The 11830-nt window shown below is 66.8% G+C and carries 13 protein-coding genes; 5 read left to right on the top strand and 8 right to left on the bottom strand.

The genetic code is table 11. The annotated features are described in order from the left end of the window. Window positions 1-693: GntR family transcriptional regulator (locus PIGHUM_RS21550; protein WP_246013421.1), on the top strand; the 693-nt coding region annotated here is incomplete at its 5' end. A gap of 149 nt (window positions 694-842) precedes the next feature. Continuing rightward, window positions 843-1664 (top strand): class I SAM-dependent methyltransferase, encoded by an 822-nt coding sequence (locus tag PIGHUM_RS21555; RefSeq protein WP_124081781.1) that lies wholly within the window; start codon window positions 843-845, stop codon window positions 1662-1664. On the opposite strand, the gene mnmA is transcribed toward PIGHUM_RS21555, so the two are convergent. The 6 genes from mnmA to PIGHUM_RS21585 form a co-directional block, all read right to left on the bottom strand. Continuing rightward, a complete protein-coding gene (gene mnmA / locus PIGHUM_RS21560; RefSeq protein WP_124081782.1) occupies window positions 1661-2785 on the bottom strand; it encodes a tRNA 2-thiouridine(34) synthase MnmA in 1125 nt (374 codons plus the stop codon). The two genes, PIGHUM_RS21555 and mnmA, sit on opposite strands and share 4 nt — an antisense overlap. Beyond that, the gene (locus tag PIGHUM_RS21565) at window positions 2772-3266 is read right to left on the bottom strand and encodes an NUDIX hydrolase (protein WP_187697814.1); all 495 of its coding nucleotides are present in this window, start codon (window positions 3264-3266) and stop codon (window positions 2772-2774) included. The genes mnmA and PIGHUM_RS21565 overlap by 14 nt, the downstream gene beginning before the upstream one ends. A gap of 88 nt (window positions 3267-3354) precedes the next feature. After that, window positions 3355-4425, bottom strand: a complete 1071-nt coding sequence (locus PIGHUM_RS21570) for an ABC transporter substrate-binding protein (protein WP_124081784.1) — start codon at window positions 4423-4425, stop codon at window positions 3355-3357. Then, a complete protein-coding gene (locus PIGHUM_RS21575; RefSeq protein WP_160142388.1) occupies window positions 4422-5372 on the bottom strand; it encodes a Bug family tripartite tricarboxylate transporter substrate binding protein in 951 nt (316 codons plus the stop codon). Before PIGHUM_RS21575 ends, PIGHUM_RS21570 begins: the two co-directional genes overlap by 4 nt. 204 nt (window positions 5373-5576) lie before the next feature. Beyond that, window positions 5577-6506: a dihydrodipicolinate synthase family protein gene (locus PIGHUM_RS21580; RefSeq protein ID WP_124081786.1), complete on the bottom strand. Its 930-nt coding sequence runs from the start codon at window positions 6504-6506 to the stop codon at window positions 5577-5579. A 35-nt stretch (window positions 6507-6541) separates the two neighbouring features. Beyond that, window positions 6542-7246 carry a FadR/GntR family transcriptional regulator gene (locus PIGHUM_RS21585; RefSeq protein WP_124081787.1) on the bottom strand — a complete coding sequence of 235 codons (705 nt, stop codon included), beginning with the start codon at window positions 7244-7246 and terminating at the stop codon, window positions 6542-6544. Between the two features lie 253 nt (window positions 7247-7499). Here PIGHUM_RS21585 and PIGHUM_RS21590 point away from each other — a divergent pair, with 253 nt between their 5' ends. Genes PIGHUM_RS21590 through PIGHUM_RS21600 form a run of 3 tightly spaced genes read left to right on the top strand, consistent with a single transcriptional unit; the run spans window position 7500 to window position 10389 of the window. Beyond that, a complete protein-coding gene (locus tag PIGHUM_RS21590; protein WP_124081788.1) occupies window positions 7500-8624 on the top strand; it encodes a Re/Si-specific NAD(P)(+) transhydrogenase subunit alpha in 1125 nt (374 codons plus the stop codon). Then, complete coding sequence (locus tag PIGHUM_RS21595; protein ID WP_124081789.1) at window positions 8624-8956, top strand: NAD(P) transhydrogenase subunit alpha part 2; 333 nt, start codon at window positions 8624-8626, stop codon at window positions 8954-8956. The genes PIGHUM_RS21590 and PIGHUM_RS21595 overlap by 1 nt, the downstream gene beginning before the upstream one ends. Beyond that, window positions 8956-10389: an NAD(P)(+) transhydrogenase (Re/Si-specific) subunit beta gene (locus PIGHUM_RS21600; RefSeq protein WP_124081790.1), complete on the top strand. Its 1434-nt coding sequence runs from the start codon at window positions 8956-8958 to the stop codon at window positions 10387-10389. The genes PIGHUM_RS21595 and PIGHUM_RS21600 overlap by 1 nt, the downstream gene beginning before the upstream one ends. Before the next feature lie 202 nt (window positions 10390-10591). Here PIGHUM_RS21600 and PIGHUM_RS21605 read toward each other — a convergent pair whose 3' ends face one another. Next, window positions 10592-11344 (bottom strand): sulfite exporter TauE/SafE family protein, encoded by a 753-nt coding sequence (locus tag PIGHUM_RS21605; RefSeq protein WP_124081791.1) that lies wholly within the window; start codon window positions 11342-11344, stop codon window positions 10592-10594. 186 nt (window positions 11345-11530) lie between these two features. Continuing rightward, window positions 11531-11830, bottom strand: a 300-nt coding sequence (locus tag PIGHUM_RS21610; protein WP_124081792.1) for a DUF4351 domain-containing protein, incomplete at its 5' end; no start/stop codon positions are given.

Consider the following 11830-nt stretch of genomic DNA (forward strand, 5'->3'; position numbering starts at 1 on the left):
GCTTTCCCCCCGACCGAAACCGGCACCGCCCCGACCATGGCGAGCTCGCTGTACGAACGCATGCGCGCCGACCTGCTGGCCGGACGCCTGCTCGCCCCCGGCCGCAAGCTGCAGATCGAATTCCTCAGCCACCAGTACGGCGCCGGGCAGACGCCGGTGCGCGAGGCCCTGAACCGGCTCACTTCCGACGGACTGGTGGAGCAGCGCGACCAGCGCGGCTTCGCCGTCGCCTCGGTCAGCGCCGCCGACCTGGTGGAGATCACCGACACGCGCTGCTGGCTGGAAGAAATCGCGCTGCGCAAATCGATGGGTTCGGGGTCGGCGCAATGGGAAGAAGACCTGGTACTGGCCTATCACCGCCTGTCCCGCACGCCGCGCTGGCTCAATCAGGAAATCCGCGAGATCAACCCCGAATGGGACCGGCGCCACCGCGCCTTCCACCGCGCGCTGATCGGCGGCTGCGGCTCGCGCTGGCTGATCGGATTCTGCGAGCAGTTGGCCGATCAGCTCTACCGCTACCGCGCGCTCTCCGTTCCCAAGATCTCCCCCGACCGCCCTATCCAGCAAGAGCACGAAGCGTTGATGAACGCCATCGCCGCCGGCGATCCCGACCGCGCCGTCGCCCTGCTGACCGAGCACTATCAGCAGACCGCGCGCATCGTCCTCGAAGATCCGGAGGCGTTTTCCGGGTAGGCGCCCCGCCGCGCATATCGATATGCGAACCCGGTCTGGTCCGCGCAGCCGGGCCGATGTTAAAACGGGGGTCGGCGCCATCGTCGGATGCGCGAAGCATGGATCACCCCGGGCCGCCGCACGGCCACCCGTCCACAGGAGCTGTTCGCATGTCATTCAGAATCTTTGTCGCGGTCGCCGGATTGTCGCTGGCCGGCGCCGGCTGCGCGCTCGCCCCGGCAGGAAATGACCCGGCGCTGAAACAGGCCATCGCAAATCCGGCGCGCACGCCGGCATTCGCCGCCCGCGATGCCGCCCGCAAGCCCTACGAAGTGCTGCACTTTTTCGAGGTGCGGCCGCAGGCCACCGTGGTCGAGATCTCGCCGGGCGGGGGCTACTGGACCGAAATCCTGGCGCCGTATCTGAAAACGCAAGGGACCTACTACGCCGCCCAGTATCCCCAGGACGGCGGCGGGATCGCGCACCGCCAGGAGTACTACCGCAATTTCCGAGCCAAGCTGGACGCGAACCCCGCGCTGTACGACCGGGTCCGGGTCACCGCGTTCGGCAACGGCCACTACGACGTCGCGCCGCCGGGCACCGCCGACGTCGTGCTGACTTTCCGCAATCTGCACAACTGGATGAGCGACGGCTACGCCGAGGCGGCGCTGGCCGCTTTCTACCGGGCGCTCAAGCCCGGCGGCATCCTGGGCATCGAAGAGCATCGGGGCCGGACCGACAAACCCCAGGATCCGCGCGCGGCCGACGGCTACGTGCGGCAGGACTATGCGATACGGCTGGCGCAACAGGCCGGGTTCGTTTTCGTCGGCGGTTCGGAGGCGCTGGCCAATCCGCGCGATACCAAGGACCATCCCGAGGGAGTCTGGACGCTGCCGCCGACGTACCGGCTGGGCGACAAGGACCGCGCGCGCTATGCCGCGATCGGCGAGGCCGACGGATTTCTGTTGAAGTTCCGCAAACCCACTCCCTAGGTCCGGGCGGTTTCGATCACGCCGCCCCCCAGGCACACCTCGCCGTCGTAGATCACGGCCGACTGGCCGGGCGTGACGGCCCATTGGGCTTGGCCAGGGAAGGCGAGATCGAAGCGTTCGCCTTCGGCCCGCACCAGTTCGCAGGGCGCGTCGGGCTGGCGGTAGCGGGTCTTGGCGCCGTAGGAGCCGGGAGCGGGCGGCTCGCCGGCCACCCAGGATGCCTGCTGGGCGGCCAACGCGTCGGAGAGCAGCCAGGGGTGGTCGTGCCCCTGCACCACGTACAGCGTGTTGGCCGCCAGATCCTTGCGTGCCACGTACCAGGCGTCGGCGGTGCCGTCTTCCTGCTGGCGACCCTTGACGCCGCCTATGCCCAGGCCCTTGCGCTGGCCCAGGGTGTAGAAGGACAGCCCCACGTGCCTGCCGACGGTCTGGCCGTCCGGCGTCTTGATCGGGCCGGGCTGGGTGGGCAGATACCGGTTGAGGAATTCGCGGAAGGGGCGCTCGCCGATGAAGCAGATGCCGGTGGAGTCTTTCTTGGCGGCGTTGGACAGGCTCAGTTCGTGCGCGATGCGGCGCACTTCGGTCTTGCGGATCTCGCCCAGCGGAAACACCGCGCGCGACAGTTGCTGCTGGTTCAGGCGATGCAGGAAATAGCTCTGGTCCTTGGTCTCGTCCAAGGCCTTGAGCAGTTGGTATTGCCCCGCCTGCGGGCCCGATTCGACGCGCCGCACGCGCGCATAGTGGCCGGTGGCGATGTGCTCGGCGCCCATGCGCATGGCATGGTCCAGGAAGGCCTTGAACTTGATCTCGGCATTGCACAGCACGTCGGGATTGGGCGTGCGTCCGGCGGAATACTCGCGCAGGAATTCGGCGAAGACGCGATCCTTGTATTCGGCGGCGAAGTTGACGGCCTCGATGTCCATGCCCAGCACGTCGGCCACGCTGGCGGCGTCCAGCCAGTCCTGGCGGGTGGAACAGTATTCGGAATCGTCGTCGTCCTCCCAGTTCTTCATGAACAGGCCGACGACCTCGTAGCCCTGCTGCTTGAGCAGCCAGGCGCTCACCGACGAATCCACGCCGCCGGACATGCCGATGACGATTCGTCCTTTACTGCTTGCCATATTGCCTATCCGCGATTGCTGGGTGGGTATACAGGGCATCGAGCGGCAGCCAGGGCCGGCCGGATGCCCGCGCGCGCAGATAGTCGTCCACGCAGCGCATGACCAAAGGACTCCGATGCTCGGCCGGACGGGCGCGCAGCGCCTCGGCGGAAAGCCAGAATGCGCGCCGGATTCCGTGGTCGAGCGCGCGGCCCGCCAGCGGTTCGCCTACCGTGCCTGCGAAGCAGAACCGCAGGAAAGTGGGCGCCTGCTCCTCGTCGGGACGCCATAGATACGTCCCCACCAGCCCCAGGGGCTGGAACACGTGGGCGGTCTCTTCCAGGGTTTCGCGGCGAACCGCATGCTCGATGGATTCGCCTGCCTCCAGATGCCCGGCGGGCTGGTTCAGACGCAGGCCGTCGGGCGTCTCTTCTTCGATGAGGAGAAATTCACCGCCGCGCTCGATCACGGCGGCGACAGTCACACGGGGAGTCCACACCATGGCGGGGGCCTCGTTCGGGTCCATCCGCGATTCTACTGCATGGGCGGTCCGCCGCTGTGCGCGGACGCCCTCCCGTGCGCCTCGGCAGTCAGGCGGCCAGGCGCTCGTCCTGCCGCCGCACCGCCTCGTCGAGCAGCGAGGGGTAGACCCATTCGTCGATGGAGAAATCGGCGGGGATGAATCCGTGCTGGAACATGAAGTCCTTGCGCTGCCGCAAGGCATCGACGAGTTCGGTCTTGCTGGTGGGCAACAGATTGTCCAGCAGCGCGTCTATGTCGAAAGCGTCGGGCAGCCAGCCCTCGACCACGGAGACTTCATTGGCCACGACGGCGAGCGTTTCCTCGATATGGTCCCGGGCCCATCGCGCGGCGCGCACGACCTGCTCCAGGTAGAGGACGACGAGATCGGGATGTTCGCGCACCAGCGCGCCGCTGCAGGTCAGCAGATTCGGCGTGCCGTTGTTGACCGCCACCCGCCGGTCCGGGTGATGACCGATGTCGACCACCGTGGCCGCGCCCAGGAAGGTTTCGAGGAAAGGTCCGAGCGCCCCATACTGGTAGATGACGTCCACCTCGCCCCGGATCAGGGCGAACGATTCGGCCGTGGCCGATGCCGCATTGCGCCGCACGTCGAACAACGACCCCTGCCGCGACGCCCCCGAAGATGCCAGGTAGGTGTCCTGAATGGGCAATTCCACAAAGGTCACGTCGTCGGCGCTCAGGCCGGCGCCGGCCAGGACCTGCAGGTAGCCCTGCAGCGCGGAAGCGCGCCAGAAATCGATCTTGTCGTTGAGCCGCACAGGCAGCGCGAGCCGCTTGCCTTTCAGGTCCGCCGCGCCGCGGATGCCCGCGGCCGGCAGGGACAAGAGCTTCTGGTACTGCGGCAGCCAAGTCAGCCCGAGCACGTACGTGTCGCGTCCGGCGGAGCGCGCCCAGATCGGCGGCGCATTGCCGCCCTGCCGGAACGAGTTGGGCTGGGCATGGTCGAAATGCGACTCGCGCACATGCCGTTCGGTGGAACTGGCCAGCGAACGCACGGCGATGCCGCGCGAGGCGAACGCCCCCTCTATCCATCCGCGCTGGATGGCGATGCTCGAGGCCGTCGGGACGGGACAGCGCGTATACCAGATAGTATCGATACCGCTCTTGGCTTCGTTCATTGCTGCCCCTGTGCCAGGCCGTTGGCGCGAATCACGTCTCCCCAGCTCTTGACGCTCGATGCAATCAGCGCGCCGAATGCCTCGGGCGTGCCGCCGACCACGTCGAACGCCTGCTCTTCGAGCTTGCGCTTGATGCCGGGATCTTTGAGCACGTCGTTGAAAGCCTGGTTCAGATATTTGATAACGTCCGCAGGCGTGCCCGCCGGCGCGACGAATCCCTGCCACGACCCGAACGCGAAGTCCGGCAGGCCTTGTTCGACGAAGGTCTTCACATTGGGCAGCACGCCGGAGCGCGTCGACGTCGAAACGGCGATGGGCGTGAGCCGCCCTTCCTGGATGAAGGGCAGCGCAGGCGCGAGCGTGACGATGATGCCGTCGGCATGGCCGCCGAGCACGTCGGTCAAGGCAGGCTGAGCGCTCTTGTAGACCACCGGCGTCACCGTGATTCCCGCCTGCTTCTGCAGCATGAGCACCCCCAGCTGGCCCGTGGTGCCGATGGCGGGCGAGGCCAGCGCGTACTTGCCGGGCGCCGCCTTCGCATTTTTCAGGAAAGACTGCAGATCCTTGTCTTGCAGTCCCGAACGGATCGCGAAAATCTGCGGCGCATTGATCGCCTGGACCACGGGCGCGTAGCTGGTCAATGCGTCGTAGGGACGTTCCTTGAACAACGTCTGGTTGGTGGCGATGCCGTCGGTCGCGACCAGCAGCGTATAGCCGTCGGGTTCGGCGCGCGCGACGTGGCCGGCGGCGATGTTGCCTGCGCCGCCCGGCCGATTGTCGATGGTGACCGGTTGGCCGATCTTCTCGCTCAACGCCTTGCCGACCAGGCGCGCCAGTATGTCCGGACTACCGCCCGGCGCGGCGGGCACGACGATCGTCAAGGGCTTGGACGGAAAGGCGGCGGCATGCGCAGACCCGGCTGCGGCGAGTACTGCGACGGCCGGCAACGCGGCCAACCGCGATGCGCGAGAAAGGGCGGAGATCATGATGTGCGATGACTGAAAAATGGCTTTTCAGTCTACGAGGCACGTCACCCCGCACCAACGACGGAGACCTCATATCCATATGCCCTCCTTGAAGCGCGCCGGCGTTGCCGCGGGGCGGGACCGCCGCCCCGGCTACCGGACGATTCCAGGAGGCAGGCGCCGCGCCTATTCGGCGCGCAGGCCCGGCATGTCGAAGCCCAGCGCTTCGAGCTTGCCGATCAGGTCGGCCTCGACGTCGCCGGACAGTTCTTCCAGCGGCGGGCGCACGATGCGCCATTCGGGCTCCTGGGAGAAATACGAGATCACGGCTTTCAACGCCGGGATCATCGAGTATTTCTGCACCAGCTGGCGTGTCTCGCTGACCTTGGCCTGCAGCGCCTCGGCCTGTTCGCTTTGCCAATTGTCGTAGAGCTGGCTGATCGGGCCCGGGTTGATGTTGCCGGTGGCGGTGATGCAGCCCTTGCCGCCGGCGCGCAGGCCCTGCAGCAGCAAGGTTTCGCTGGCCGGGAAGACGTCGAAGCCGGTGGCGGCGAAGGCGTCGATGACGGACTTGGAGTATTCCCACTGGCCGGAGGAATCCTTCAGGCCGACGACGGTTTCGGGATAGGCCTTGATCAGGCGCTCGATCAGCGGCAGCGAGATGGGCACCTGCGAGACCGGCGGGATGTGATACAGGTAGACCCGCAGCGCGGCGCTGCCGACGTTCTCGATCACTTGGCTGTAGTAGCGGAACAGGCCTTCGTCCGACACGCCCTTGTAGAAGAAAGGCGGCAGCATCAGCACGCCCGCGGCGCCGAGCTTGACGGCTTCGGCGGTGAGCTGCGAGGCCTCGGGCACCGAGCAGGCGCCGGTGCCGGGCATGAGCCTGGCGCCGGATACGCCGGCGCCGACCAGCTTGTGCATGAGTTCGATCTTCTCGCCGGCGGCCAGCGAGTTGGCTTCGCTGTTGGTGCCGAAGATGGCCAGGCCGGCGCAGCCGCTGTCCAGCAGCCACTGGCAATGGCGAATGAAGCGATCGGAATCGGGCAGCAGGTTCGCCTGGAACGGCGTGACGACCGGGGCCAGCAGGCCCTGCAGGCGGGGAGGAGTCGACATGGCGGATCTCTCGTGTGTGAAAGGGTTGCGTCGGATCAATGGGCTTGTATGCGCTGCAGTCGCGACATCGCATTGCTCATATGGGCATGCGCGGCGCGCCGGGCGGCATCGGGGTCGTGGGCGGCAATCGCCTCGTAGATGGCTTCGTGTTCGTGCGCGATATCGGTCAGCCAGCCGGCCAGTTCGCAATTGCGGCGGCTGATCGACAGCTGGCTGCGCGTGTAGCGTTCCAGGAAGCCGAAGAAATCGTCGTAGACGGGATTGCATGCCGCGCGGGCGATGGCGCGGTGGAACAGGATGTCTTGCTCCACGCCGTCGCCGCCGTCGCGGCTGGCCTGGTTGAGGATCTTGAGCGCGTGGTGGATTTCCTTGACCTGGGCCTTGGTGGCGCGCGCGGCGGCCAGCGCGGCGGCCTCGGTTTCCACGCCTATGCGCAACTCGAACACCTGCCGCACCAGCAGATGCCCCTGCTGCGCCTCGCCGCCGATGCGGAACGGACGCCCCATGGGCGTGGCGGCCACGAAAGCGCCCAGCCCCTGCCGGGTGGTGACCAGGCCATCGGACTTCAGGCGCGCGATGGCTTCGCGCACCACCGTGCGGCTGACGCCGAAGTCCGTCGCCAGCCGTTCCTCCGTAGGGAGCCGGCTGCCCGCTTCGCGCTCGCCCGAGACGATCTGCCCCGACAGCACCTCGCTGAGCTGTTCGGCCAGGTTGCTGCTGCGCAAAGGATTCGGAGGCATGGCGGCGACGTAATGGCGAATGAAACGAGACCGGATCTTGCCCGGTCATCATACAACCTGTCAATATGGGAACATGTAAAGTACGGACGCGACATGGCTTTGCGCAAAGGGGGTGTTCTCAGGAAAAGAAAGCTGCGGACAAGCGCCATCCCCATGCTAGGATGGCTCGCGACGATGTGGGGGCATCGCCGAATACTGCGCAAGACGGCCGGCCGTCCCTCGCATCGAACAATCAAGCACAGAGGAGAGACGCATGAAGATCGGGATCCCGGCTGAAACGCGGCCGGGGGAGACACGCGTGGCGGCAACGCCAGAAACCGTGAAAAAAATGAGCGCCGGCGGCAACCAGGTGCTGGTCCAGGCCGGCGCGGGCCAACGCGCCAGCTACACCGACGAGGCCTATGCCGCGGCCGGCGCCACTGTGGTGTCCGATGCGGCCCAGGTCTATGGACAGGCCGAGCTGATTCTGAAGGTCCAGGCCCCGGATGCCGGCGAACTGCCGCAGCTGCGCCCGGGCCAGATCCTGCTGGGCATGCTCAATCCCTTCGACGCCGATGGGCTGGAGAAGCTGGCCGCCACCGGCGTCACCGGCTTCGCGCTGGAAGCCGCGCCGCGCATTACGCGCGCGCAAAGCCTGGACGTGCTGTCCTCGCAGGCCAACATCGCCGGCTACAAGGCCGTCATCGTCGCCGCCGACCACTACGGCCGCTTCATGCCCATGCTCATGACCGCCGCCGGCACCGTGAAGGCCGCGCGCGTGGTCGTGCTGGGCGCGGGCGTCGCGGGCCTGCAGGCCATCGCCACCGCCAAGCGGCTCGGCGCGGTGGTCGAGGCCTCGGACGTGCGCCCGGCCGCCAAGGAGCAGATCGAATCGCTGGGCGCCAAGTTCATCGACGTGCCTTTCGAAACCGACGAAGAGCGCGAGATCGCCCAGGGCACCGGCGGCTACGCCCGGCCCATGCCGGCGGCATGGATGGCGCGCCAGGCGGCGCTGGTGGCCGAGCGCTGCAAGCAGGCCGACATCGTCATCACGACCGCGCTGATTCCCGGCCGGCCCGCGCCGGTGCTGGTGAGCGAGGAAACCGTGGCCGGCATGAAGCCCGGTTCGGTCATCGTCGATCTGGCGGTCGAGCGCGGCGGCAACTGCCCGCTGTCGCGGCCGGACGAGGTGGTCGATGCCAACGGCGTGAAGATCGTCGGCTACACCAATCTCGCCGCCCGGGTCGCCACCGATGCCTCGGCCCTGTATGCCCGCAACCTGCTGGACTTCATGAAGCTGGTGGTCGCCAAGGACGGCGCCCTCGACATCCAGCGTGAAGACGAGATCGTCGCCGCCTGCATGGTGTGCGACGCCCAGCGCGTGCTCCGGAGCCGGTAATGGAAATCATCGACCACACCATCATCAATCTGATCATCTTCGTACTGGCGATCTACGTGGGCTACCACGTGGTCTGGAACGTGACGCCGGCGCTGCACACGCCGCTGATGGCCGTCACCAACGCCATCTCCGCCATCATCATCGTCGGCGCCATGCTGGCGGCGGCCCTCACCGAGGGAGGCCTGGGCAAGACCATGGGCGTGCTGGCCGTGGCGCTGGCTGCGGTCAACGTGTTCGGCGGCTTCCTCGTCACGCGGCGCATGCTGGAAATGTTCCGCAAGAAAACCAAGGCCGCCCCGGCTGCCGCATCGTCCAAGCAGGAGGCCCGCTGATGCTTTCGCTCAACGTCGTCACCCTGCTCTATCTTGTCGCCTCGGTGTGCTTCATCCAGGCGCTCAAGGGGCTGTCTCACCCGACCACCTCGCGCATGGGCAACACCTTCGGCATGGTGGGCATGGCCATCGCCGTGTTCACCACCGCCGCGCTGATCTTCAAGCTGAGCAGCACCCCCACCGTGGGCCTGGGCTGGGTCCTGCTCGGCCTGCTGGTCGGCGGCACCGCCGGCACCGTCATGGCGCGCCGCGTGGAAATGACCAAGATGCCCGAGCTGGTCGCCTTCATGCACAGCATGATCGGCCTGGCCGCGGTGTTCATCGCCATCGCCGCGGTGGCCGAGCCGCATGCCTTCGGCATCGCCGACGCAGGCATTCCCATTCCGGTGGGCAACCGCATCGAGCTGTTCATCGGCACCTTCGTGGGCGCGATCACCTTTTCGGGTTCGGTCATCGCCTTCGGCAAGCTGTCGGGCCGCTACAAGCTGCGCGTGTTCCGCGGCGCGCCGGTGGTGTTCGCCGGCCAGCACATGCTGAACCTGCTGCTCGCCATCGTGATGATCGGCTGCGGCGTCTGGTTCGCCGCCACCCAGCAATGGACGCCGTTCGTCATCATGACCGCCATCGCCTTCGTGCTGGGCGTGCTCATCATCATCCCCATCGGCGGCGCCGACATGCCGGTGGTGGTGTCCATGCTGAACAGCTACTCGGGCTGGGCGGCGGCCGGTATCGGCTTCTCGCTGAACAACCCGATGCTGATCATCGCCGGCTCGCTGGTGGGCTCGTCGGGCGCGATCCTGTCCTACATCATGTGCAAGGCGATGAACCGGTCGTTCTTCAACGTGATCCTGGGCGGTTTCGGCGGCGACGCCTCGGCTGGCGCCGCGGCGGGCGAACAGCAGCAGCGCAGCGTGAAATCGGGCAGCCCCGACGATGCCTCCTTCATGCTCACCAATGCGGAAACCGTGGTGATCGTGCCGGGCTACGGCCTGGCGGTGGCGCGCGCGCAGCATGCGCTCAAGGAACTCACCACCAAGCTGACCGAGAAAGGCGTGAACGTGAAGTACGCGATCCACCCGGTGGCCGGCCGCATGCCCGGACACATGAACGTGCTGCTGGCCGAAGCCGAAGTGCCTTACGACCAGGTGTTCGAAATGGAGGACATCAACTCCGAGTTCGGACAGGTGGACGTGGTGCTGGTGCTGGGCGCGAACGACGTGGTGAACCCCGCCGCGAAGAACGATCCCAAATCGCCCATCGCCGGCATGCCCATTCTCGAGGCCTACAAGGCGCGCACCATCATCGTCAACAAGCGGTCGATGGCGGCGGGCTACGCCGGTCTGGACAACGAGCTGTTCTACCTGGACAAGACCATGATGGTGTTCGGCGACGCCAAGAAAGTGGTCGAGGACATGGTCAAGGCCGTGGAGTAGAGGCCCCCCCTACGCGCTTACGCGCGCCCCCCAGGGGGCGATGCGGGTGGACCGGCGGAGCCGGATCCACCGCATCCTGGGTCGGCACCGCGCGGCTCGCGGAGGGCAGCGAAAATACTCTGCCCATTGTGCGGGCCCTACCCAAGGAATGAGACTGGCGGACCGGCGGAGCCGGATCCGCTGTGCCCTGGGTCAATCCGGGTCACGTTCTCTCCAGCAACGACGGGAGGGAGGACGCCAGCAGCGCGATGCCCGAGGCCGTGAGCAGGCTCAGCACCACCTGGCGGAAACGCGTCTCGCTGATGCCTATGTAGAGCCGGGTTCCCAGCAGGGTCGGCAGCAGCATGGCGGGCGCGACGATGGCGAATAGCGGCAGCATGTCTCGCGTCACGATGCCCGTGGCCAGGTAGGTGCCCATCGTCACCAGCAGCATGGACAGATTGAAGTTCTGGATCACGGTGCGCTGCGTGTCCTTGGGATAGCCGCGCAGCGTGCACCACAGCGTCGGCACCGTGCCCGTGAAGCCGCCGATGCCGCCAAGGACGCCGCCGGCCAGGCCCGCGATGCCGTCGGCCAACCGGCCTCCCGCCGAAATTCTCGGCAAATGCCTGGACAGCAGCATGGCCGGGCACCACAGCACCAGCAAGCCGCCCAGGATGGCCTTGAACCAGACCATGTCCAGGCGCGGCAGCAGCAGGACGCCGAGCGGAATGCCCATCAAGCCGCCGACGATGAAGGGCAGCAGCAGCTTGAGGCTGAACCCGCGCCGCACCGTGACGGCAGCCAGGATCTGCCCCGTTAATGCGCCGAACACGGCCAGCGTCGCCGCCAGCCTCGGCTCCAGCGCCCAGGCCCAGAACGACATGGCCACCATCCCGAAGGCAAAGCCGGACAGCCCTTGCACAAAGCCCGCGACGGCGGCGCCCACGGCCACGACGAAAAACATTGCTTCCATGCCACCCTCGATTCCCGATCGTTTCCGCCCCTCGCAGAAGCGCAAATGGATGGGTGCCATTCTGGATCGTGCCCATACATGCCCAAACGCCCTTCGCCTTCCTCCGCCGATCCCCTTGTACGGCGCATGGCGGCATAGTCGCTCCATGGCGGCAAGCTCGGCGGTTCCTTCATCGCCACGACCGCCTCAGCCTCGAAAGACGGCTTCCAGATTGGCTGCGTCCAGTACGTTCAACGCCCAGCTATCCAGTTCGCCATCGGAAGCACCGGCCAGGCGTTCGCGCACGGCAAGCGGCAACGGACCGAAGCGGCGCACCAACTGCTGCTCCAGCAGCCGCGCCTTGCCCTCCTGCAGCCCTTCCCTTCGGCCTTCCTTGCGGCCTTCTTCTCGGCCTTCCTCCCGGCCAGCTTCAAGCCCTTCCTGCTTCCAGCGCAGGCTCCAATCGATCTTTTCGGCAGTGATCATCGCATCGAACTCCTGCAGATT

The sequence above is a fragment of the Pigmentiphaga humi genome (genome assembly GCF_900606115.1).
GTDB classification, from domain to species: Bacteria; Pseudomonadota; Gammaproteobacteria; order Burkholderiales; family Burkholderiaceae_B; genus Pigmentiphaga; species Pigmentiphaga humi.

Coding starts and splice junctions, on each gene's coding strand:
- PIGHUM_RS21605 (WP_124081791.1), bottom strand. CDS start 11,344: ATGGAAGCAATGTTTTTCGTCGTGGCCGTGGGCGCCGCCGTCGCGGGC.
- PIGHUM_RS21590 (WP_124081788.1), top strand. CDS start 7,500: ATGAAGATCGGGATCCCGGCTGAAACGCGGCCGGGGGAGACACGCGTG.
- PIGHUM_RS21580 (WP_124081786.1), bottom strand. CDS start 6,506: ATGTCGACTCCTCCCCGCCTGCAGGGCCTGCTGGCCCCGGTCGTCACG.
- PIGHUM_RS21565 (WP_187697814.1), bottom strand. CDS start 3,266: ATGGTGTGGACTCCCCGTGTGACTGTCGCCGCCGTGATCGAGCGCGGC.
- PIGHUM_RS21600 (WP_124081790.1), top strand. CDS start 8,956: ATGCTTTCGCTCAACGTCGTCACCCTGCTCTATCTTGTCGCCTCGGTG.
- PIGHUM_RS21595 (WP_124081789.1), top strand. CDS start 8,624: ATGGAAATCATCGACCACACCATCATCAATCTGATCATCTTCGTACTG.
- mnmA (WP_124081782.1), bottom strand. CDS start 2,785: ATGGCAAGCAGTAAAGGACGAATCGTCATCGGCATGTCCGGCGGCGTG.
- PIGHUM_RS21555 (WP_124081781.1), top strand. CDS start 843: ATGTCATTCAGAATCTTTGTCGCGGTCGCCGGATTGTCGCTGGCCGGC.
- PIGHUM_RS21585 (WP_124081787.1), bottom strand. CDS start 7,246: ATGCCTCCGAATCCTTTGCGCAGCAGCAACCTGGCCGAACAGCTCAGC.
- PIGHUM_RS21570 (WP_124081784.1), bottom strand. CDS start 4,425: ATGAACGAAGCCAAGAGCGGTATCGATACTATCTGGTATACGCGCTGT.